General features: G+C 70.2%; 21 protein-coding genes and 1 pseudogene. 11 read left to right on the forward strand and 11 right to left on the reverse strand.

Going from position 1 to position 21,810, the window contains the following annotated elements; all coding sequences use genetic code 11:
- Window positions 1-71 precede the first annotated feature (71 nt).
- The 5 genes from NW895_RS00495 to NW895_RS00515 form a co-directional block, all read right to left on the reverse strand.
- The gene (locus NW895_RS00495; RefSeq protein ID WP_289932958.1) at window positions 72-1,781 is read right to left on the reverse strand and encodes a relaxase/mobilization nuclease domain-containing protein; all 1,710 of its coding nucleotides are present in this window, start codon (window positions 1,779-1,781) and stop codon (window positions 72-74) included.
- Window positions 1,778-2,428, reverse strand: coding sequence for a MobC family plasmid mobilization relaxosome protein (locus NW895_RS00500; protein ID WP_289932959.1), 651 nt, complete (start codon window positions 2,426-2,428; stop codon window positions 1,778-1,780). The genes NW895_RS00495 and NW895_RS00500 overlap by 4 nt, the downstream gene beginning before the upstream one ends.
- 119 nt (window positions 2,429-2,547) lie before the next feature.
- Window positions 2,548-3,405, reverse strand: a complete 858-nt coding sequence (locus NW895_RS00505; RefSeq protein ID WP_289933898.1) for a DUF2637 domain-containing protein — start codon at window positions 3,403-3,405, stop codon at window positions 2,548-2,550.
- A gap of 220 nt (window positions 3,406-3,625) precedes the next feature.
- Entirely contained in the window at window positions 3,626-4,879 is a 1,254-nt protein-coding gene (locus NW895_RS00510) for a DUF3631 domain-containing protein (protein ID WP_289932960.1), read from the reverse strand.
- Between the two features lie 137 nt (window positions 4,880-5,016).
- Entirely contained in the window at window positions 5,017-5,259 is a 243-nt protein-coding gene (locus tag NW895_RS00515; RefSeq protein ID WP_187279294.1) for a helix-turn-helix domain-containing protein, read from the reverse strand.
- 474 nt (window positions 5,260-5,733) lie between these two features.
- Here NW895_RS00515 and NW895_RS00520 point away from each other — a divergent pair, with 474 nt between their 5' ends.
- On the forward strand, window positions 5,734-6,030 hold the full coding sequence (locus NW895_RS00520) for a helix-turn-helix transcriptional regulator (RefSeq protein ID WP_289932962.1): 297 nt from the start codon (window positions 5,734-5,736) through the stop codon (window positions 6,028-6,030).
- 1 nt (window position 6,031) lies between these two features.
- Window positions 6,032-7,145 (forward strand): annotated as a pseudogene (locus NW895_RS00525) (tyrosine-type recombinase/integrase); the annotation flags it as partial.
- Window positions 7,146-7,243: 98 nt separating this feature from the next.
- On the opposite strand, the gene NW895_RS00530 reads toward NW895_RS00525, so the two are convergent.
- Complete coding sequence (locus NW895_RS00530; protein WP_289932963.1) at window positions 7,244-7,870, reverse strand: hypothetical protein; 627 nt, start codon at window positions 7,868-7,870, stop codon at window positions 7,244-7,246.
- A gap of 405 nt (window positions 7,871-8,275) precedes the next feature.
- Here NW895_RS00530 and hemL point away from each other — a divergent pair, with 405 nt between their 5' ends.
- The 8 genes from hemL to NW895_RS00570 all read left to right on the forward strand — a co-directional run bounded on the left by hemL (window position 8,276) and on the right by NW895_RS00570 (window position 16,542).
- Window positions 8,276-9,592: a glutamate-1-semialdehyde 2,1-aminomutase gene (hemL, locus tag NW895_RS00535; RefSeq protein ID WP_289932965.1), complete on the forward strand. Its 1,317-nt coding sequence runs from the start codon at window positions 8,276-8,278 to the stop codon at window positions 9,590-9,592.
- A 38-nt stretch (window positions 9,593-9,630) separates the two neighbouring features.
- Window positions 9,631-10,278, forward strand: a complete 648-nt coding sequence (locus NW895_RS00540) for a histidine phosphatase family protein (protein WP_289933899.1) — start codon at window positions 9,631-9,633, stop codon at window positions 10,276-10,278.
- Between the two features lie 160 nt (window positions 10,279-10,438).
- On the forward strand, window positions 10,439-11,716 hold the full coding sequence (locus NW895_RS00545; RefSeq protein ID WP_289932967.1) for a hypothetical protein: 1,278 nt from the start codon (window positions 10,439-10,441) through the stop codon (window positions 11,714-11,716).
- Between the two features lie 66 nt (window positions 11,717-11,782).
- Window positions 11,783-12,412 carry a TlpA disulfide reductase family protein gene (locus tag NW895_RS00550; protein WP_289932968.1) on the forward strand — a complete coding sequence of 210 codons (630 nt, stop codon included), beginning with the start codon at window positions 11,783-11,785 and terminating at the stop codon, window positions 12,410-12,412.
- A 1-nt stretch (window position 12,413) separates the two neighbouring features.
- Complete coding sequence (locus NW895_RS00555; protein WP_289932970.1) at window positions 12,414-13,187, forward strand: cytochrome c biogenesis protein CcdA; 774 nt, start codon at window positions 12,414-12,416, stop codon at window positions 13,185-13,187.
- 3 nt (window positions 13,188-13,190) lie between these two features.
- The gene (locus NW895_RS00560; RefSeq protein WP_289932972.1) at window positions 13,191-14,921 is read left to right on the forward strand and encodes a cytochrome c biogenesis protein ResB; all 1,731 of its coding nucleotides are present in this window, start codon (window positions 13,191-13,193) and stop codon (window positions 14,919-14,921) included.
- A complete protein-coding gene (ccsB, locus tag NW895_RS00565; protein WP_289932973.1) occupies window positions 14,918-16,012 on the forward strand; it encodes a c-type cytochrome biogenesis protein CcsB in 1,095 nt (364 codons plus the stop codon). Before NW895_RS00560 ends, ccsB begins: the two co-directional genes overlap by 4 nt.
- A gap of 122 nt (window positions 16,013-16,134) precedes the next feature.
- A complete protein-coding gene (locus tag NW895_RS00570) occupies window positions 16,135-16,542 on the forward strand; it encodes an SRPBCC domain-containing protein (protein WP_289932975.1) in 408 nt (135 codons plus the stop codon).
- A gap of 1 nt (window position 16,543) precedes the next feature.
- Here the strand turns inward: NW895_RS00570 and NW895_RS00575 are convergent, their stop codons facing one another.
- Together NW895_RS00575 and NW895_RS00580 are read right to left on the reverse strand one after the other, a co-directional pair.
- Window positions 16,544-17,530, reverse strand: coding sequence for a 2-oxoglutarate and iron-dependent oxygenase domain-containing protein (locus NW895_RS00575; protein ID WP_289932976.1), 987 nt, complete (start codon window positions 17,528-17,530; stop codon window positions 16,544-16,546).
- Window positions 17,523-17,972: a nucleoside deaminase gene (locus NW895_RS00580; protein ID WP_289932978.1), complete on the reverse strand. Its 450-nt coding sequence runs from the start codon at window positions 17,970-17,972 to the stop codon at window positions 17,523-17,525. The genes NW895_RS00575 and NW895_RS00580 overlap by 8 nt, the downstream gene beginning before the upstream one ends.
- A gap of 121 nt (window positions 17,973-18,093) precedes the next feature.
- On the opposite strand from NW895_RS00580, the gene NW895_RS00585 reads away from it, so the two are divergent.
- Window positions 18,094-18,861, forward strand: coding sequence for a CDP-alcohol phosphatidyltransferase family protein (locus NW895_RS00585; protein ID WP_289932980.1), 768 nt, complete (start codon window positions 18,094-18,096; stop codon window positions 18,859-18,861).
- On the opposite strand, the gene NW895_RS00590 is transcribed toward NW895_RS00585, so the two are convergent.
- From NW895_RS00590 to NW895_RS41135, 3 genes are all read right to left on the reverse strand, one after another.
- On the reverse strand, window positions 18,800-19,573 hold the full coding sequence (locus tag NW895_RS00590; protein WP_289932981.1) for a MerR family transcriptional regulator: 774 nt from the start codon (window positions 19,571-19,573) through the stop codon (window positions 18,800-18,802). The two genes, NW895_RS00585 and NW895_RS00590, sit on opposite strands and share 62 nt — an antisense overlap.
- A gap of 11 nt (window positions 19,574-19,584) precedes the next feature.
- Window positions 19,585-20,856 carry an alpha/beta fold hydrolase gene (locus NW895_RS00595; RefSeq protein ID WP_289932982.1) on the reverse strand — a complete coding sequence of 424 codons (1,272 nt, stop codon included), beginning with the start codon at window positions 20,854-20,856 and terminating at the stop codon, window positions 19,585-19,587.
- 333 nt (window positions 20,857-21,189) lie between these two features.
- On the reverse strand, window positions 21,190-21,801 hold the full coding sequence (locus tag NW895_RS41135; protein WP_354670056.1) for a hypothetical protein: 612 nt from the start codon (window positions 21,799-21,801) through the stop codon (window positions 21,190-21,192).
- Between the last annotated feature and the right edge of the window lie 9 nt (window positions 21,802-21,810).

Consider the following 21,810-nt stretch of genomic DNA (forward strand, 5'->3'; position numbering starts at 1 on the left):
GAAGCGGACGAGAGAGAGGTGTCTTTCCACCCACTGGCGGCCTCGCGGGCGCGAGGCCGCCAGTGCCGGAATTACCGGTGTCGCGCGGGGGCCGCAGGCCCAGGCTGTGACGGGCTCGGCGGCGTCTGGCCAGGCTGTGCCGGTCGTGGTGTCACATACGTGTCGGCTTGCGCGGTTCGTGCTCGGGCGCTGGGGGCCTGTCGGGCGGCGAGGCGTTGGATGCGCCAGGTGAGGGTGCTGGCGGTGGAGCGGGCGTCGTCCAGGGTGCGCTGGCGGGCGGCGTGCTGGAGGAGCTGGTCAGGGTCGTGGCCGGCGGTCTCGGCTTCGGTTAGGGCGGCGGCCAGTGCAGGCCAGGCGGGGTCATCGAGGGTCTGCTGGGCGTGATGGGGCAGCATCACGAGGACGCGCTGGGCGTGCCGTTCGATGGTGCGGGCCGGTGGTTGGCGCTGAGCCAGAGCGGCCAGCGGCTCGGCAGCAGCCTGTCGGTAGGCGGCATGCAGGTGGACCAGGGCTTGGTGCGCGGCGGCGACCTGCTGGTCGTGCTGGCGGACCTGGTGCCAGCGGGCTGTGGCGATGACGACGAGGACGGCGATGTCGAGGAACATCGCCAGGCCGGAGCCGTCGCCGGTGACTGGCGTGGTGCGCAGGGCGCGGACAGCGCCCCGGAGAGCGCGTGCCTGGTCCTGCTGGGCGCGGATGCGGGAGCGGGTGGCGCGTTCGAACGCGGTGGCGGCCTGCTGCAGTTGTGGCCGCAGGTGGCTGGGGGCGAGCAGCGGGAGGATGTCGATGGCTTCGCCGAGGGCCGCGATGTGGGCCTGGGCGGTTGCGTCGTAGCCGTGGTCGAGGTGGTGGGGGATGCGTTCGGCTGCGGCGGTGGCCTGGTGCCAGGGGTTGGGCTTGCGTCGGCAGCCCGGCTCGGTGACGGGCGCGACGTCGATGGCAGTGAGGCGTTCGCGGATCTTGGGGTAGGACAGGTCGGGGGCGAGTTTGGCGCCGGAGAACCAGACGGGTTCACCAGTGGCGTTGGTATCGCCCTCCACGGCGACCTTGTACCCGCGCACGTCACCGGAGGGAAAGTGCTGCACGTCCACAAGGACGCCCTCGACGCCGTCGAGCAGAAGGAGGAACTCCTCCGGGCTGGTGGCGATGGACACTAGCTGGCGGACGGTGGTGCGCAGGCGTTCGCGGGAGGTCTGGGTCTTGCCGACGCGGCGGGCCTTCTCCGTCTCGGCGCGGGTGGGGCGCTTGGCGGCGGTGCGGTCGCCGCGCACGACCTGCTTGAGGCCGTATTCCTTCTCGATGGCGGCGAGTTCCTTGTCGGCGGTCAGGTAGTCGTTCCAGTGGCGGGCGGTGCGCAGGTCGCCACGGACCTTGGTGGCGGCGATGTGGATGTGGTCGTCGGCGTGGCGGACGGCGACCCACCGGCACCCGTCCGGATCGCCTTCGGGTGCGATGCCGGTGGCCGCCACAACGCGGCGCGCGATGTCGGCCCATTCGGCGTCGGTGAGGTGCCGGTCGCCGGGGGCGGCACGTACGGAGCAGTGCCACACGTGCCGCTCGGGCGCCCGGCCCAGTCGGCGGGCTTGCTTAACCCGCAGGTCGAGGTCGGCCACGAGCCGCTTCTTTGTGGCGTCGAAGCCGTCGGCGCGGCCGGGATCGGGAGCGAAGCCGTCCCAGGAGGCGACCAGGTGCGGGTCGGTGTGGTCCTTGGCCTTCTTCGTGTCGAACAGATACCGGATCAGGCCGGCGGTGCTCTTGCCGCTGCCGATCTTGGCGATCACCAGGCCGCCTTCACGGAGACGGCGTGGTTCATGGTCTGCGCGATGTCGCTGATGGCGGCGCGGACGGCGACCAGGGTGCGTTCGGTCTGGGCGAGGACGGTGGCGTCCACAGGGTGTGGATCGCCTCCGGCGTTGAGGCGGCGCGCGATCTGGTTGACGTTGTTGCCGATGCGCGCGACTTCGGCCCGTAGGGCGTCGAGCTTGTCGAGGCAGTCATCGAGCTGGGTGCGCTGCCCGGCCAGGCCCACGGCGAGATCACCGTCGAGGTAGGCCATGATCACGGCGCCGACGAGGTGGGCGCCGGCGATGCCCATCTTGCGGGCACGGGTAAGGATCCGGGCCTTCTCATCGCTGCTGTAGCGGACATCGACACGTTGCTTGCGCTGGACGCTCTCGCGGGTACGGCGGCGAGCGATGCGACGCAGGGTGACTTCGTCGGCGGGGGCGGCGGGCGACTGTTCGGCTGCGTCGCCGGGCGTTACCTCCTCGGGCACCCCCTGGTGCCCGAGGTCCTCCGCCACCCCCGGGGCGGAGGTGCCCGCGTTGGACCGGCCCTTGGACGGTCCAACGCCATACCTTGCTGCGCTGGTGGCGATGGTCATCATCTGCGTCCGGTCGGTGGCGAGTTCGGGGTGCTGGTCGTGCATTGAGGGGTTCTCCGTGCGGTGTTGGGGGGCGAGGCCGTGTCGCCTAGTGGGCCGCTCGTCCCCGCTCCGGACTGTGCGGGAACGAGCGGAGTGGGGCGATCGGGGTAGGGCGGCGGCCCTCAGCGCGCGCCGACGGGGGCCGTGTCGGGCTCGACCTGCCGCTGGCGGGCAGCCCGGTCGAGTTCGGCCTGTACTCGGTCCTTGAGCTGGGTGAGACGGTCCTTGCCGATGCGGTACTCAGCGGCTCGGATGGCCGCCTCGATGTTGCGGCGTGAGGCACGGTCCCCGCGTCCCAGCGGTGCGGTGCGGGCGATGGCGAGGAGTTCGTCGAAGGTGACATCCCGTTCGTGGCCCTCGTCTTTGGAGAGCGGCTTCGCTGCCTGCGGCACGTTGGCGGCTGCCTCCGCCACGTCTGGGCGCTCGGCCACGTCGGGCGAGCTCTGTGCCTCCTTCGGCAGGAAGTCATCTTCTTGCGAACGGGCAGGCCGCATGGCGCTGTGCGTGCCGTTGTGGCTGTGGCCAGAGGTGTTGTGGCCCGGTGCGGCGGCGGCCTCTTGGCGCAGACTCGTGGGGTGGCGGCGGATGACGAGGTCGAGGTGGACCGCGCCGGCCAGGGCGAGCGGAGCTATCGCGGACAGGGCGCCGACGGTCACATCGTCCAGATGGAGCCCGGCGGTGTGTGCCTGCTGGTTGAGGCGGACGGCGTGCAGAGCGTTCGCCCAGATGCTGGTGACGGTGGCGAGGCCGACCAGTGCCCAGACGTACAGGCGAGAACGCCAGGGCGCGGTACGGAGGATGAGCAGGGCGGCGACGCCGATGGCGATGAACCCGTCGATCACGAGGGGGAAGGCGTAGGTGAGGACTCTGCGGATGTGGATGGCGACGGCCATCTGCCGCAGGGCGTCGTAGGAGAGGGCGAAGCCGATCGTGCCGACCAGGGCAACCCCGAGGCGGATCGCTACGGTCACTGGCGGCACGGGGGCTTGGGCGGTGCGTGAGGGCAAGCGCGGTACTCCAGGGGGAGACGGGTGCCTAGGCACGGTGCGGGGTTGCCAGTGGGAAGGGCGGCGGACTCGTCGCACCCGTCGCATGCCTGGTCAGGGCAGGTACGGGAGCCTGGCGTGATACGGGAGGACCCGTCACAGTTGCCGGACCCGTCACGGGGATGACCTGCGGTGCGACGTGTGCGACGGGTGTTTACGGGTGTACGGCCGACCCGTGACGCGTGGTCTCACCGCTGCCGTCGGGTGGCTGCTCCTCGGGGCAGTAGCGGGCCCAGGCGTCGGTGAACTGCGTGCGCGTGAATCCCCGGGCCTGCCGTCCGCCCTCGAAGCGGAGGACGGCCGCCTGGATACCGAAGTCCTTCAGCAGGATCCCCAGGTAGCGTGGGGTCAGACCGGTGTTGCGGTACTCCGCCCATGGAGCCTCCTGGTCCTTGAGCAGTTCCTCCAGCAGGTCCCGCGTACGCACGGTGTCGGGATCGCCATAGCACGTGAAGACGCGGCGGATGTCCTTCAGCAGGCGCGTCTTGACGTTGGACTCCTCGTCCTGGCCAACCTCGGCCGCGCACATCGCCGCACACGCTGCCCGTGCTCTCTCCGGCCAGGTGCCGCCCGCCAGTTCGGCGACGACCACCAGCGGCTCCCAGGTGTCCGCCGCCCGGTCCTGTACCGGCATGGGCGGCACCAGGTCGGCTGCGGTGTCCATCAGCGGGCGCAACCAGGCGGTCAGCCGGTCACGCAGGGCGTGCAGGGCGGGGATGTCGCGGCGGGAGCGGAACTGCTCCACTCGCTCACCTGGCTTGCGCCGCTGCATGCGGATCACCACGGCCCGGTCCATGACCGTGTCTGGTAGGTCCCCGATGCCGGCGAGAGCGGCCATGGCGAAGGTGGGGAACGCCTGCGGCTTGTGCTCGGGCCCCGAGATGCGCAGGGCGGGCCGGTTGCGCTGGTGGCCGGCGTTGAGCAGGCCGCGCAGCTCCTCGTTCTTCTCGGCGGCCTTGATGCTGCCGAAGATGGTGTCGGCCTCGTCCACCAGCAGGGTGGGCGGGTCGTCACCGATGGCGCGGAAGACGACCGCCGGACTGGTGTTGACCGTGATCAGCGGCTCGCGCACCGTCTCCGTGATCACATCCAGCAGGCGGGACTTGCCGCACCGCTTCGCCGGCCCGACCACTGCCAGACGAGGCGCGTGCTGCAGCGCAGGCTGGATGTGCGTGGCCGCCACCCACAGCGTGACGGCGGTCAGCGCGTCGCTGCTGGGCAGGATCACGTACCGCGCGATCGCTTGCCGTAGCTCGTCCAGCAACTGTGCGCCCTCGCCGACCTGCGGGGGCTCGTCGTCCTCGGCGGGGGAGGCACCCAAGGCGGGGTCCTGGCCGGGGACGGCGACGGGCGGCCAGGTGGGTATCGAGGATGCGGCGGAGCAGGCGGGAGACGTAGTTTCGTCCATAGGCGTTCCTTCCGGGTGGGCCGGACGGGCAGGGTCCGGCCCACCGATTCGATCGTTCAAGGGCGATGGCGGCAGGGACTCTGCGGCTCTCGGCGATGGCTCGCCGAGAGCCGTTGCGCTCTCCTGGCGGGGCGGCTTCAGGCCGTCAGGTCGTACGCGGACTGGGCGTTCACCCAGGCGTCCACCTCGGTCCAGCGGTAGCGCAGGTGGCGGCCGACCTTGTGCACGTTGGGGCCGATGCCCCGGTACTTCCACTGGTAGAGGGTCTTCACCGGCACCCCGAGATAGGCGGCGACTTCGACCGGGGTGGCCAGCGGGCCGCGCCGGGCGGTGTCGGCGGACGACGGGGCGTTGGCACTGCGGGGAGAGGTATTCGGCACAGGTCTCCTTTTCGGTCTTGGACAGCGTGCCTGGACAACACAGCCACACCGCTAGCGGAGAAGTCCAGCGTTGGTTCTAAAACTCTCCACTAATTCCCTCGGTGCGGCGAAGGGGGAATAACCGTAGAGGCGAATCGGCCGCTGGCCAAAAAGTTGGCGGCTACCACTCGCTATCCAGCCGCGGAGGGGCTCTGTCGAAGGCGGTGGCATCCGTAGCCGCAGGTCGGCGCGTATCTGCACGGCTGCGTAGGTGGAGTGCAGACGGCAAAACCATATCGCCAGTCACTGCTACAAATCGCCCAAAACGTCCGCGCGAAGGCAGGCTAGCACGGCCCCCTCTGTAAAAGGGCGTTTGTGTGGTGCAAATAGACGAGATAAACGCCACGTCGTCCATCCGGTGCCCGCAACGAGTTCTGTAGAGTTTAAGAACCAACTCTTGCCATAAAGGCTGGCTGTAAGTTACAGCTAACTGTCATGGCTACCCGACCTGTCGAAATTGGCCCCGCCGGCCTCCACGCCGCCCGCGCCATAGAGCGAATACGCCTCGCGCGTGGCCTGACCCAGCATCAGCTGGCTGTTCGATGCACCACGCTGGGACGCCCGATGTCCAACACCGCCCTCAGCTGCACCGAGCGTGCCCACCGCCGCTGCGACGTCGACGACCTCATCGCGATCGCTGCCGCCCTCGGCGTGTCGCCTGCAGCCCTGCTGCCTCTGGAGACCTCCCCAATCCAGACCTGGGAGCGCATTCAGGGGGTCCTTCTTGGCTGACGTGTACGACCGCTGGCACAAGTCCCACCCCAAGTCCACCGAGGCCGAGTGCGGTGAGCACAAGAGCCGTACGCGCCAGATGGTCCCCACCGCCGATCACGGTCTCGGCAAGCGTTGGCAGGTCCGCTACCGCGATCTGGACGGCCGCCAGCGCAAGGAGAACTTCGATACCAAGGCCGAGGCGGACAACCGGGCCGCTGAGGTCGACGTCGAGATCCGGCGCGGCTCCTACGTCGTACCAGCCGAGACGAAGCAGACGCTCGGCGTTTACGCGCAGAAGTGGTTGGACGCGAACTCCGTCGGTCCGACGACAGCCCTCCGTTACGAGGCGACAGTCCGCAACCACATCGTCGAGCACCTCGGGCGACGCGAGCTGCGTTCCCTCAACCAGCCCTCGGTCATCCAAGGCTGGATCCGCACGCTCCAGGACGCCCGCCTGGAGGTGTCGACGATCGAGGGCATCTTCGACATCCTCTCCAGCATCCTCGGCGCGGCCGTGGAGGATGGGCTCCTGCCGAAGAACCCCTGCAAGGCGAAGTCGGTCAAGCTGCCGACCGCGACCAAGAAGAAGATCATCCCTTGGCCGCTGGAGCGCGTCCGGGCAGTCCTCGCTGGCCTGCCCAAGCGCTTCCAGGCCGGAGACAAGCTCGCCTTCGGCTGCGGCCTGCGCCAGGGCGAGGTCTTCGGCTTCGCCGTCGAGGACATCGACTTCAAGGGCGGCTGGATCCACGTCAACCGCCAAGTGCGGCTCGTCGGCACGAAGCCCGTCTTCGCCGTGCCCAAGGGAACAAGATCCGGTCCGTGCCTCTACCGGCCCAGCTTGCCGCGGCCATCAAGGCCCACATGAAGGAGTTCCCGCCGGTCGAAGTCACCCTGCCCTGGGCCAAGCCGGACGGCGAGCCGAAGACCTTCCGTCTCCTCTTCGTCGACGAGAAGGGGCGGGCCTGCAACCGCAGCGTCTTCAACATGGGGGACTGGAAGCGCGCTCTGGCTGCCGCCGGCGTGATCCCTCCCGCGAGCGCGGCGCGAGGTACCTCCAGGCGGCCCGGGAGGAGGGGATGCACGCCCTCCGGCACGCCTACGCCTCCGTGCTCCTGCACGCGGGGAAGAGCATCCATGTGCCCTCAATGTGCCCTGGCCGCCTGACGGCCCCCCTCCGGCACCAAAAAGGGCGAGGCCCGAAGACCCCGCCCAATCCCCAAGAAACCCCGGCTCAGGGCCACACCAGGCAATACGGCTGATGCCCCGCCTCATGCAGCCGATGCGAGAAGTCCTGCCACTCGTGGAGCAACTGGTACACGTTGAACGCATCGCGCGGCCCGCCCCGGTCCGGCACCGTCGACCAGATGAAGGCCGCCGCGCCGACCGCCTCCTCGCCGATGCCGCGCAGGGGGTCGACGACGGTCATCGGGAGCTTGACCACGGCGTAGTCGGGGTGCAGGACGACCAGTTCCAGGGGCGGCACCTTGTGCAGGGGCACGCCCTCGATGCCGGTCAGTACCATGGCCGCCATCGTCTCCGGCTTGATCTTGGTGAACATGCCGTTCATACCGAGTTCGTCGCCGCCGAGTTCCTCGGGCCGCATCGAGATCGGGACTCGGGCCGCGGTCGCGCCGTCCGGCGCGCCGAAGTACTTGTACGTCACCCCCACCCGACCACCATTCCTGCTCCCCGCCCTGAGCCGGTCGACCCGTCGGTCGAGCCGCTCGGACTCACTCGGTACACCGTGTGGCTGACGTGCTTCGGTCGTTTCCTCCGCGTCGCGCCGGTGCCTTCCCCGCCGGGCACGTCGAGGACCCAGGTCATCAGTCCCCTCGCCCAGTCCGCCACCGCGATGCATATCTCCACCCGACTGCTTTTCTAGGACGCGTGGCCCCCGCCGCGCAACCCGATCATCGTGTCAGTGACCTCCCCCACGGCCGCGCGCCGAAACGTGCGTCGAAACTTCTGTCCGCAGGATCTTCGCAGTCCCTGAACGGGCCCCTGGCACGCCACGGGCCGTTTGAGCTGTGTAGCAGCCCCCAGTTTCGCAGATCGACACCGGCCGGACGCCGTGATCGCCGGGAGCGGAAACTGTGCGTCGGGTCAGCAACGGAGGTACGGGGCCTCCCGGCCACCGCCCCCGGCCACCGCCCCCGACCACCACCCCCACCCACCCACCACCCCTGGCCTACCCTGAACACGTCACTGGCAGCCGGAGTCCGAGGATTCCGAGAAGTCCCAGAAGTCGGAGAAGTCGCTGGTCATGAGCGAACTGCCCTATCAGTACGAAGCGCCCGTCTCGCAGGCTCTTTTCGACCGTGCGGCGGCCGTCACGCCCGGTGGCGTGAACTCCCCGGTGCGGGCGTTCCGTGCCGTGGGCGGTACGCCCCGGTTCATGGTGTCCGGCACCGGACCGTACCTGACCGACGCCGACGGACGGGAGTACGTGGACCTGGTGTGCTCCTGGGGGCCCATGATCCTCGGGCACGGGCACCCCGAGGTGATCGCCGCCGTGCAGGAGGCCGTCGCGCGCGGTACGTCCTTCGGTACACCCGGTGAGGGCGAGGTCGCGCTCGCGGAGGAGATGGTCGCCCGGGTCGAGCCGCTGGAGCAGGTGCGGCTCGTGTCCAGCGGCACCGAGGCCACCATGTCGGCGATCCGGCTCGCCCGCGGGTTCACCCGGCGGACCAAGGTGATCAAGTTCGCCGGGTGTTACCACGGTCACGTCGACTCGCTCCTCGCCGCCGCCGGGTCCGGGGTCGCGACCTTCGCCCTCCCCGACACCCCCGGCGTCACCGGCGCCCAGGCCGGCGACACCATCGTCCTGCCGTACAACGACCTCGACGCCGTGCACGCCGCCTTCGCCGCCCACCCCGGCGAGATCGCCTGCGTGATCACCGAGGCCTCGCCCGGCAACATGGGTGTGGTGCCGCCGCTGCCCGGCTTCAACCAGGGGCTCAAGGACGCCTGCGCCGCGAACGGCGCGCTGTACATCTCCGACGAGGTCATGACCGGCTTCCGTACCAGCCGCTCCGGCTGGTACGGCGTCGACGGCGTCCGGCCCGACCTCATGACCTTCGGCAAGGTCATGGGCGGCGGGTTCCCGGCCGCGGCCTTCGGCGGGCGTGCGGACGTCATGGCGCACCTCGCCCCCGCCGGGCCCGTCTACCAGGCCGGCACCCTCTCCGGTAACCCCGTCGCCACCGCCGCCGGGCTCGCCCAGCTGCGTCTCCTCGACGACGCCGCCTACGACAAGGTCAACGCGGCCTCCGCCCGGATCCAGGCCCTGGTCTCCGAGGCCCTCACCAAGGAGGGCGTCGCCCACACGCTCCAGACGGCCTCCAACATGTTCTCCGTCTTCTTCACGGACCGGCCGGTCCGCAATTACGAGGACGCCAAGGCGCAGGAGTCCTTCCGCTTCACCGCCTTCTTCCACGCGATGCTGGCGAACGGCGTCTACCTGCCGCCCTCGTCCTTCGAGTCCTGGTTCGTGTCCACCACACACGACGAGCAGGCCATCCAGCGGATCGCCGACGCCCTTCCGGCGGCGGCCCGCGCGGCGGCGGAGGCGACGGCGTGAGCGAGCGGAACAAGGGCGACATCACCGTCGTCCACCTGATGCGGCACGGCGAGGTCGCCAACCCGGACGGGATCCTGTACGGCCGTCTGCCCGGCTACCACCTGTCCGAGCTGGGCCGGCGCATGGCCGACCGGGTCGCCGAGCACCTCGCCCCGCGCGACATCACGTATGTCGCCTCCTCCCCGCTGGAGCGGGCACAGGAGACCGCGACGCCGATCGCCAAGGCGCACGGCCTGGACCTCGGCACCGACGAGCGGCTCATCGAGGCCGACAACGTCTTCCAGGGCAAGACCTTCGGCGTCGGCGACGGCGCGCTGCGCAAGCCCGGCAACTGGAAGCACCTGTTCAATCCGCTCCGGCCGTCGTGGGGCGAGCCGTACATCGACCAGGTCGTCCGCATGATGGGCGCGCTGCACACGGCCAAGGACCGGGCGCGGGGTCACGAGGCGGTGCTGGTCAGCCATCAGCTGCCGATCTGGATCGTGCGGTCCTACGTCGAGCGGCGGCGGCTGTGGCACGACCCGCGCAAGCGGCAGTGCACGCTCGCGTCCCTGACGACCTTCACCTTCCAGGGCGACCGGATCGTGTCCGTCGGCTACACCGAACCGGCCCGTGACCTGGTCCCCGCGCACCTTCTCGCGGGCGCCAAGCCGGTGAAGGGGAAGGGCAAGGCCTTCGGCGCCTGATCTGTTGAGGGCGCCTGACTCGCCGAGGGCGCCTGAACCGCCCGCCGTCAAGACGTTTTCGTGACATTCATTGCGAAATGTGTGCGATTGCGGTGAACCTCCCCGTTCGTCACGCCCTCTGACTGGGTGACCACCAGAGGACGTGACGAACGGGGATGCGATGCGCACTCTCTCCCGCAGGGGAATGCTCGGGCTCGGCGTGGCCGGCGCGGCCGCCGTCGGACTTGCCGGCTGTGACTCCTTGCAGTCGTCGGACGGTTCCAGCCGCTCCGGCGGTTCCGGCAACGACCACCGGCCGAACGGCGGGACGAAGCCCGCCGCCCGCCCCCTCGGTGACGGCTCCACCTCCTTCACCGGCAAGCAGCCCCACCAGCCGGCCGAGCCCGTACCGCTGGAGCCCGGGCAGGAGCCGCCGCAGTTCGTCGTCTTCTCCTGGGACGGGGCGGGGGAGGTCGGCAACGGCCTCTTCCCGCGTTTCCTCGACCTCGCCAAGGAGCACAAGGCGCACATGACCTTCTTCCTCTCGGGGCTGTACCTGCTGCCCGAGTCGAAGAAGCGTCTCTACGACCCGCCGAACAACCCGCGCGGCGCCTCCGACATCGGCTACCTCACCGACGACCACGTCAAGGCGACGCTCGCGGGCGTCCGCCGCGCCTGGCTGGAGGGGCACGAGATCGGCACGCACTTCAACGGCCACTTCTGCGGCGACGGCTACGGCTCGGTCGCCCACTGGACGCCGAAGCAGTGGCGCAGCGAGATCGAGCAGGCGAAGTCCTTCGTGAAGGAGTGGCGGACCAACACCGGGTGGACCGATCTGCCGTCGCTGCCGTTCGACTACGACAAGGAACTCGTCGGCGGCCGCACGCCCTGTCTGCTCGGCCAGGACAACCTGCTGCCCACCGCCCGCGACCTCGGCTGGCGCTACGACGCCTCCTCGCCGGGTGGCCGGCAGGTCTGGCCGCAGAAGCGGCTGGGGATCTGGGATCTGCCGTTGCAGCAGATACCTTTCCCCGGACGTTCGTTCGAAGTGCTCTCGATGGACTACAACATGCTCGCCAACCAGTCGGTCAACTCGACCAAGGCGCCCGCCTACAACTACCCGGGCTGGCGGGAGCAGTCCGCCCAGGCTTATATATCCGGCTTCAAGCGGGCATACGAGACAAACCGGGCACCTCTCTTCATCGGCAACCACTTCGAGCAGTGGAACGGCGGCATCTACATGGACGCCGTCGAGGAGGCCGTCAAGCACATCGCCCGCGAACGGGACAAGGGCGCGGACGTACGGCTCGTCTCCTTCCGCCAGTTCGTCGACTGGCTGGACGTGCAGCGCCCCGAGGTGCTGGCCGGGCTCCGGACCCTTGACGTCGGGCAGCGGCCCGCCGGCGGCTGGAGGAAGTTCCTCAAGGACGCCGGGAAATCCTCCGGGCGGGCCGCCTGAAATGCGGGTTTCCGCCCGGGAGGGGGGCGGGCAAGATCCCCGGAACGGGCATGCGAAACTTTTCACATGAGTGCCGCCAGCCGCGCCCCCCAGCGCTCGACCACAAGGACCCGCTCACGCCGCGCCGCCCTGCTCACCGCGGGTGCCGCGGCCGCCGCGCTGACCCTGTCCGCGTGCGGTTCGGGCGGTACCTCCGGCGGGGGCGGGGACACCAACTTCATCATGGGCCAGGACGGCATCGCGACCGTGAAGAAGGGGGAGCGGGCCGAGGCCCCCGACCTGTCCGGCAAGACCATCGCCGGCAAGCAGCTCGACGTCGCCTCCTACAAGGGCAAGGTCGTCGTCCTGAACGTATGGGGCTCCTGGTGCGCCCCGTGCCGCGCCGAGGCGCCCAACTTCGAGAAGGTCTACCAGGACCTCAAGGGCAAGGGCGTGCAGTTCGTCGGCATCAACACCCGCGACACCAGCGTGAACAACGCCCTCGCCTTCGAGAAGCAGCAGGGCGTCACCTACCCCAGCCTGTACGACCCGACCGGCAAGCTGATGCTCCGCTTCAAGAAGGGCACGCTGAACCCGCAGGCGATCCCCTCCACCCTCGTCCTCGACCGGGACGGCAAGATCGCCGCCCGCTCGCTGGCCGCGCTCAGCGAGGACAAGCTGCGCTCGATGATCACCCCGGTCCTCGCGGAGAAGTGACGTGAGCGCAGTCACCACGCTCGCCGCGGCCACCGACCCCAACCAGACGGTCATGAACGGCGCCCTGCTGGTCGCCCTGCCCATCGCGCTGCTCGGTGGCCTCGTCTCCTTCTTCTCCCCGTGCGTCCTGCCGCTCGTCCCGGGCTATCTGTCGTACGTGACCGGCGTCACCGGCACCGACCTGGCCGAGGCCCGGCGCGGACGGATGGTCGCGGGCGCCTCCCTCTTCGTACTCGGCTTCACCGCCGTGTTCGTCTCCGGCGGTGCCCTGTTCGGCTACGCCGGCGACAACCTGCAACAGCACAAGGACGTCCTGTCCAAGGTGCTGGGCGTCCTCATGATCGCCATGGGTGTCTTCTTCATGGGCCTGATGCCCTGGATGAGCCAGCGGGAGTTCCGCTTCCACAAGCGGCCCGTGACCGGACTGATCGGCGCGCCCTTCCTCGGCGCGCTGTTCGGCATCGGCTGGACGCCCTGCATCGGCCCGACCCTGACCTCCGTGATCGCCCTCTCCTACAACGAGGCGAGCGCGGGCCGCGGTGCCATACTGACCGTCGCCTACTGCCTCGGCCTCGGCGTGCCCTTCGTGCTCGCCGCGGTCGCCTTCCGCAAGGCGCTCGGCGCCTTCGGCTGGGTCAAGCGCCACTATGTCTGGGTCATGCGGATCGGCGGCACGATGATGATCGTGACCGGTCTGCTGCTGCTCACCGGCGTCTGGGACAGCCTCGTGCAGGACGTGCAGTCCTGGTCCACCGGCTTCACTGTGGGGATCTGATCCATGAGCAAGACCACTACGACCGGCGCGAGCCCGGACGCCGCCCCGGACGACCAGGACATCGGCGCGGCCGGCTCCCAGCTGTCCACCGCCCCCGCGGAGGAAGCGCCCAACCTGCCCTCCCTGGGCGTGATCGGCTGGGCCCGCTGGTTCTGGCGGCAGCTGACCTCCATGCGGGTCGCCCTGCTGCTCCTGCTGCTGCTGGCCCTCGGCGCGATCCCCGGCTCGCTGATCCCGCAGACCGGCGTCGACGCCACGAAGGTCGCCGACTTCGAGAAGAGCCACCCCACCCTCGCGCCGATCTACGACAAGCTCGGCCTCTTCCACGTCTACAGCTCGGTGTGGTTCTCCGCGATCTACATCCTGCTGTTCGTCTCCCTCATCGGCTGCATCGTGCCCCGCACCTGGCAGTTCGTGGGCCAGCTGCGCAGCCGCCCGCCGCGCGCCCCCAAGCGGCTGACCCGGCTGCCCGCGTACACCACCTGGCGCACCGGGGCCGAGCCGGAGCAGGTCCACGAGGCAGCCCTCGCCCTCCTGAAGAAGCGCCGCTTCCGCGCCCACCTCTCCGGTGACGCGGTCGCCGCCGAGAAGGGCTATCTGCGCGAGGTCGGCAACCTCGCCTTCCACATCGCGCTGATCGTGATGCTGGTCGCCTTCGCCTGGGGCCAGCTGTTCAAGTCCGAGGGCAACAAGCTGGTCGTCGAGGGCGACGGCTTCTCCAACACCCTCAGCCAGTACGACGACTTCAAATCCGGCAACCTCTTCCACGCCGACGACCTGGTGCCGTTCAGCTTCACCCTGAACAAGTTCACCGGCACCTACGAGACCTCCGGCCCGAACAAGGGCACCCCGCGCCTCTACCAGGCCTCCGTCACCTACAGCGAGGGCGCCTACGGCAAGGACAGGAAGACCCTCGTCAAGGTCAACCACCCGCTGGAGATCGGCGACGCGAAGGTCTACCTCACCGCCCACGGCTACGCCCCCATGGTCACCGTCCGCGACGGCAAGGGCAACGTCGTGTACCGCGACGCCGCACCGATGCTGCCGCTCGACTCCAACGTCACCTCCACCGGCGTGGTCAAGGTCTTCGACGGCTACAAGAACGCCAAGGGCGTCAGTGAACAGCTGGGCATCCAGACCTTCCTGCTGCCGACGTACGTCAAGGGCAACGAGGTCGCCTCGCAGTTCCCGGCGCTGCTGAACCCGGTGCTGAACCTGACGCCGTACCACGGCGACCTCGGCGTGAACTCCGGCATCCCGCAGAGCGTGTACCAGCTCGACAAGCGGCACATGAAGGGCTTCAAGGACTCCAAGGGCGCCCAGCTGAGGGCGAACCTGAGGCCCGGCGAGACCATGAAGCTCCCCAACGGCGCCGGCTCGGTCACCTACGACGGCACCAAGGAGTGGGCGAACTTCCAGGTCGTCCAGGAGCCCGGCGGCGGATGGGCCCTCGCCGGTGCCCTCACCGCCATCTTCGGCCTCGCCGCCTCCCTGTTCATCCAGCGCCGCCGCGTGTGGGTGCGCGCGGTGAAGGGCGCCGACGGAGTCACCGTCGTCGAGATGGCCGGCCTCGGCCGCAGCGAGTCCGCCAAGGTACCCGAGGAACTCGGCGACCTCGCCGGGGTCCTGTACGAACAGGCGCCGGGTGCGCCCGACACCGCCGCCGACCCCGCAGACCCCTCACATTCCGCCGACCCCCACGTCGTACCTGCCGAAGGGGCTGAGAAGAAGTGACTCTCGCCGCCGCCACCGACCTGGCCGCCGCCACCAACGAACACCTCGCGAACATCAGCAACACGCTGATCTACTCCGCGATGGCCGTCTACACCCTGGCCTTCTTCGCCTACATCGCCGAATGGCTCTTCGGCAGCCGCAGCAAGGTCGGCCGCACCGCCGCCGCGCTCACCGAGGCCAAGAAGGCGGACGCGCCCGCCGTCGCCGTGAACAAGGCCGGCGGCACCGCCGTACTGGAGCGGCCGAAGGTCGTCGTGCGCTCCGCGGCCGGTCAGCGGGACGTACCCGACGGCCCCGGGGCGCACGGCGGGGACGAGCAGGGCGACCTCTACGGGCGTATCGCCATCTCCCTCACCGTGCTCGCCTTCCTCGTCGAGCTGGGCGGCGTCGTCGCCCGCGCGGCCTCCGTGGAGCGGGCGCCGTGGGGCAACATGTACGAGTTCAACATCACCTTCTCCACGGTCGCCGTGGGCGTGTACCTCGCCCTCCTCGCCCTGAAGAAGAACGTCCGCTGGCTCGGCCTGCCCCTGATCACCACGGTCCTGCTCGACCTCGGTCTCGCCGTCACCGTCCTGTACACCGCCAGCGACCAGCTGGTCCCCGCCCTCCACTCGTACTGGCTGTACATCCACGTCTCCACGGCGATCTTCTGCGGCGCGGTCTTCTACGTCGGCGCGGTCGCCACGATCATGTACCTCTTCAAGGACAACTACGAGAACAAGCTCGCCACCGGCGGCACCCCCGGCCGCTTCGCGAACTCCGTCCTGGACCGGCTGCCCTCCTCCGCCTCCCTCGACAAGTTCGCCTACCGCGTCAACGCCGCCGTCTTCCCGCTGTGGACGTTCACGATCATCGCGGGCGCGATCTGGGCGGGCGACGCCTGGGGCCGCTACTGGGGCTGGGACCCCAAGGAGACCTGGTCCTTCATCACCTGGGTCGCCTACGCCGGCTACCTCCACGCCCGCGCCACCGCCGGCTGGAAGGGCCGCAAGGCCGCCTACCTCGCCCTGATCGCCTTCGGCTGCTGGCTGTTCAACTACTACGGCGTGAACATCTTCGTCTCCGGCAAGCACTCGTACGCCGGAGTCTGACCGCCCTACGGTGAAGGCCGGTTCCCTGTGACCTGAGTCACGGGAACCGGCCTTCGTGGTAACCGTACGGAAGCGGAACGTGATCGCGTGCGCCGCCCAGCCGCCGGGGGCACGCTGGTGTCATGACCGGATCCGTCGAACAGGGCAGCACCCAGACCCACGGGAGGACGCACCTCCTCCACTTCCTGGTGCGGCTTCCCCGGCCCATGGAGCAGGTCTGGCCCGCGCTGGCCACCGCCGAGGGGCTCGCGCAGTGGTTCACCGAGGCCGATGTGCTCCAGCCACGGCTCGGCGGAGTCGTCGCCCTGCGCGGGCTCGGCGCCGGACGGGTCACCGCCTGGGACGTGGACCGGGTCGCGGAGTACAGCGTGGAGGGCGCCGGGCGCATCCGATTCCATCTGGAACGTGACGGGGAGGACGGCAGCATCCTGCGGTTCACCCACGAGTTCCGGGGTGAGGGGGACTCCCAGGCGCGCTGGCGGCAGCGCTTCGAGCGGCTGATCGAGTACCTGGGGCGCAGCCCGCGGTAGCTCAGCCGACGGTGATCGAGTCCAGCTTCTGGCGCAGATAGGCGTGCGAGTCGACGGGCTCGTACGCCACCCTCCCCACCGGCGGCGGGACCGACTCCACGAGCGTCCCCGGGGTGCACTCCCCGAAGTACACCAGGGACATCAGCTCCTCGGCGGGCGCGTCGGCCGGCGGCGGCAGCACCCGGTGGCGGCCGGAGCGCCAGCGGTCACCCGTCCAACGGGCCATCAGATCCCCGATGTTGATGGTGAACGCCGCCGGATCGTAGGGCGCGTCCTCCCAGCCGGCACCTCCGTCCGCGGGGTCCGTGTAGACCTGCAACCCGCCCTTGCCGGCCTGCCGGTCGAGGATCGTCACGGTCCCGAAATCGGTGTGCGGCCCGATCCGGAACTGGCCCGGCTCCGGCTCCCCGACGACCTCGGTCCCCGGGTACCAGTTGATGTTGAAGCCGTACGTCGGATGCGCCATGTGCCGCGTGAAGAAGTCCCGTTCGAGCCCGAGAGCCTCACCGAGCAGGCACAGCAGCCGGTTCTCCAGCTCGGCCATCTTCCCCAGGTACTCCTCGCACAGGGGCCGCAGCTCCGGCACCTCGGCGGGCCACACGTTCGGTGCGTACCACTCCGCGTCGGTCTCCGGGTCATCGAACGGCTCGTGCGTCGCGAAGGTCAGCGACTCCTTCAGATCCGGCGGGGTCTCGGTGCCCTCCGCGTACCCGTTGGCCTCCGCCCCGGACCGCAACCAGCCACGCCCGCCGACCCGCGCTTCGTACGCCTCCTTCACCGGCACGGGCAGCGTGAAGAAGCGGCGGGCCGCCTCGCGGACCCGGGACCGCAGGGACGGATCCACCCCGTGCCCGGTGACCAGCAGGAACCCCGCGCTCTGGAGGGCCTGGTCGACGGTACGGGCGATCCGTTGCCGCGCCTTCGGATCACCGGACAGCCAGGGGCGCAGGTCGATGGTCGGGATGCGGGGGCTACGGGGCTCACTCACCGATGTCCTCATTCCACAGGTCCGGGTTCTTCTCGATGAACGCGCGCATCAGCTCCACGCACTCCGGGTCGTCCAGCAGCACGATCTCCACGCCGTGCTCCGCCAGCCAGTCGTGCCCGCCGTGGAAGGTGGCCGCCTCGCCGATCACCACACGCGAGATACCGAACTGCCGTACCAGACCGGAGCAGTACCAGCACGGTGAAAGAGTCGTCACCATCGTCGTCCCCCGGTACGACCGCTGCCGTCCCGCCGCCCGGAAGGCCGCCGTCTCCGCGTGCACGGAGGGGTCGCCGTCCTGGACACGGCGGTTGTGACCGCGGCCGAGGAGGGTGCCGTCGGGGCCGTACAGCGCGGCGCCGATCGGGATACCGCCCTCCACGAGCCCCGCGCGGGCCTCCTCGACGGCGGTGGCCAGCCATGCGCGTGCCTGTGCCTGATCCATGACCCCACTCTGGGGCCACCGGCACACCGGGGCAACGTGCGGAACGCGCACGACCCCTCTGTAGCCTGGCCGATCATCGCCGCGCGTGCGGCAGTCGGGCCCCGGTTGTGGAGGAACGGTCATGGGTGCTGCTCCGGTTCTGGAGGAGCTGCGGGAGGTCTGTCAGCCGCGGGCGAAGCTGGCGAGCCGCAACGGCGAGCACTGGGCGGGGCGGCTGTACATGCGGAGGATCTCGCTGCGCTTCACCCGGCAGCTGGTCCGCACCCCGGTCACCCCCGACCAGCTGACCTGGACGATGGTGGTGTGCGGGGTCGCCTCCGGGGCCGCGCTGATGATCCCGGGCCTCACGGGCGCCGTACTCGCCGTCGTCCTGATGCAACTGTTCCTCCTCTTCGACTGCGTGGACGGCGAGGTCGCCCGCTGGAAGGGGCAGAACAGCGCGACCGGCATCTACGTCGACCGGCTCGGCGCCTACCTCGCCGACGCGGCGCTGCTGGCGGGGGCCGGGTACCGGGCCGCCGGGTCCGGGTTCGGCGGGTGGCTGTCGGTCGGGATCGCCACCGCCCTCGGCGTCGTCCTGCTGAAGGCCTCGACCGACCTCGTGGACGTGGCCCGCGCCCGGCGCGGACTGACCGTCGCCGACGACGAGGCGACGCGCCCGCGCTCGCAGGGCGTGGCCACCGTGCGCCGGATCGCCGCCGCGTTCAGGATCCACCGCGTGACGAACGGCATCGAGGCCTCGCTGGTCCTGCTGGCCGCGGCCGTCGCCGACGCCGTGACCGGCGGGATCGAGCCGACGCGCTGGGCGCTGGGCGCGCTGGCCTTGATCACGTGGGTGATGGTTCCGGCCCATCTGCTGTCGATCCTGTCGTCGTCCCGGCTGCGCTGAGGCCATCGAGGTGGTCCAGGTAGTCGTACAACCGGCCTGATCCTTCGAGCATCGCCCTCGTCCGGGCCGTCAGTGCCTCCCCGCGTGCCGTGACCGCCGCCCGCAGGGCCTCGCTGCTGCCCTCGCGGCGCAGGTCGCGCAGGACGGGGCGGATCTGGTCGAAGAGGTAGTGGCTGCGGCGCAGGGTGTGGATCAGGCGCGCGTCACGGACGTCGGCCGGGCCGTAGACGCGGTACCTCGTACCCCGCTCCCGCCCGGGCGTGAGCAGCCCGGCCGTCTCCCACACCCTGAGCGCGGACGTCCGTACGCCGAGCAGCGCGGCCACCTCGCCGATGCGCAGTCCGCCCGAGCGGGGCAGCGGCGCGGGCTGCTCCCCGGCCAGCGCCTGAAGCGCCTCGCTCGCCGCCCGCAGGGAGACCCGCTCCTCGTGCAGGGCGGCGTGCGCCGCGTCCACGAGCGCGAGCGCGCCCGGCACGTCCCCGGTATGGACGGTCCGCATGATCCGCGCCGCCGTCACCGGCCCGTGGCCGCGCAGCAGCGTCCGGAACGTCAGCAGGGCGCGGCGGTGGCTGTCCCCGAAGGTGCGGTAGCCGGAGGCGGTGCGCGCGGCCGGGGGGAGGACGCCGGCGTCCTCGTAGTTGCGGATCTGCTGCGTCGAGAGTCCGGCCAGGCGGGCCAGGTCGACGGATCGGAGAGGGCGGTCGCTCGTCATCGGTGTGAAGGTTACGAGAGCGGCCCGGGTGCGCAACGGCTCCCAGGGCTCGGTATCTCCAGCTCCGTGAGGTAGTCGTCCACGGCGTCGCGGGTGCAGTCGGTGCGGCCGTAGACGCTGTGCCCCGCGCCCTCGTACGGCAGCAGCACGGTCGTCCGCCGGGTCTGGCGGTGCACGTCGGCCGCCCAGGAGAAGGGGTTCGCCGGGTCGTGCATCGAGTGCAGCAGGAGGATCCCGGGCGCCTCGGTGATGCGCAGAGCGTGCTGAGGGTTGTTCACCTCGTCCGGCAGGCCGACGCAGCCGGCCACCGCGGTGTGTACGCGGGGTGAGCCGCGCATGTGCGGTGCGGCCCGCAGTTCGGCCGCGGTCAGACGGGCGTACTCCCGGTAGTCCTTCGGACGGAAGCGCCAGTCCTGACAGAACACCGCGTGGAACGGTTCCGCGGTGGTCTCCTGCGGGGGTTCCTTCGCTTCCTGCCGCCCCGGTTCCTGCCGCCCCGGCTCCTGCGCGTCGAGCCGCGCCACATACGTGGCCAGTTCGCTCCAGTCCGGCCCGTAGAGCCGCTTGAAGGCGGCCAGAGCGATGTCGTACGCGGTGAGGACCTCCTCCGTACTCTCCGGATCGCGGATCTCCCCCCTGTCCGCCCTGGCGAGCAGGCCGTCCCACACGGCGGCGACGTCCCGGCCGTGCAGAGCACAGGAGTCGGTGCGGTCGCACCACGTCACGAACTGGTGGAACGAGTCCTCCGCGGTCGCCGCCGAGGAGACGAGGAACTCCCGGACGCCGATGCTGTGGTCGAGGTTGGCGGTGAGGGCCATGGTCCGGATGCGGTCGCCGTACTCCTCGGCGTACTGCTGGCCGATCAGCGTGCCGTAGGAGTGACCGAAGTAGTTGATCTTCTTCTCGCCGAGCGCCCTGCGGAGCGCGTCCATGTCCCGGACGACGCTCAGGGTGTCGGCGTGGTCGAAGACCGGGCCACTGTGCCGACGGCAGTCCTCGCGCAACGCGCGGTTGTACGCGGCGAGCCGCTCGAACTCCGCCTGGTTGCGGGGGTACACCGACGGCCGCCGGTCCAGCAACTCCGTGGAGCACCGGACCGGTTGGCTGGCTCCGACGCCCCGCGGGTCGAACCCGATGATGTCGAACTTTGCCTGGATCTCCGCGCTGAACTGCGCCGGAGCACGCCGTACCGCGAAGTCCACACCCGAATCACCCGGTCCCCCCGGATTGACCAGCAGCACACCGGCCCGGCGCTCCGGATCGGTCGCCCTGCGACGGGCCACCGCGAGATCGAACGTCCCACCCGACGGACGTGCCCAGTCCACGGGGAGACGTAAGGTCCCGCATTCCGCGGTCGCGTCCTGAGGGCAGGGCGCCCATTCGATGGCCTCCCGCGTCATCGGGCTTCTGCCGGGAGGACCGGCATCCGTCGCCGCGCCCGGCGTCGCCGCTCCGGCGAGTAATCCAGCGGTGAGCACTCCGGTGAGCGCCCTGAAGATCGGTCTCATGACACGACCGTGGCAGCGAGCCGACCGAGCCCACAACCGCTCAGGACGCGAATCAGGGAAGGCACCGGGACGTGGTCAGGGGGCCCTCGGGGTGCTCCCCCAGGGGATCTACGACTGCCTCTCCAGGACCGCGTAGTCCGCGAAACTGCGCCGGTAGCGGAGGTGTCCCGTCTCCTGCGTGTGCCTGCGCTGCCACTCCTCGACTTCCGCCGGGCTCTGCCGGGATCCGGACGTGGCACCGCAGTCGGCCTCGTCCCCGCTCACGCACCGCGCCTCGTACTCCGGCTGCGCCGACGCGTCCTGCACGATCGAGTACGGCACGTACCGGAAGACCCGGCGGCCGGCCGGTGTTCCTCCGTGTTCCAGACGCTGATGCTGGCGCAGCAGCACGTTCGCGTCGGTCACCGCGCTGCCGTCGAACGCGGCCCGCGCCTCGTCGCGCCGGGCGTCGAGTTCGGCGCAGGCCGCGCAGCCGGGTACCGGCACGGGAGGGCGGGTCACGTCGAGGCTGGCGCGGAAGCGGTCGTTGAGCGCCCGCACTCCCGCCCTCAGCCGCTCGTCCTGTGTCGCCGCGCGGATCTGAGCCGGGTCCGCCTGCCACTCCCGGCCACCGCCGATCGGGCGCAGCATCGCGTACGGGCCTGTCCTGTCCCGGTACTCGCCCACCCTGCACATCTGCGGGTCATAGACGATCGCTCCCGGTTTCAACCGCTCAACCATGTCCAACTC

The organism is Streptomyces sp. S.PNR 29, from assembly GCF_030386795.1.
Lineage (GTDB): Bacteria > Actinomycetota > Actinomycetes > Streptomycetales > Streptomycetaceae > Streptomyces.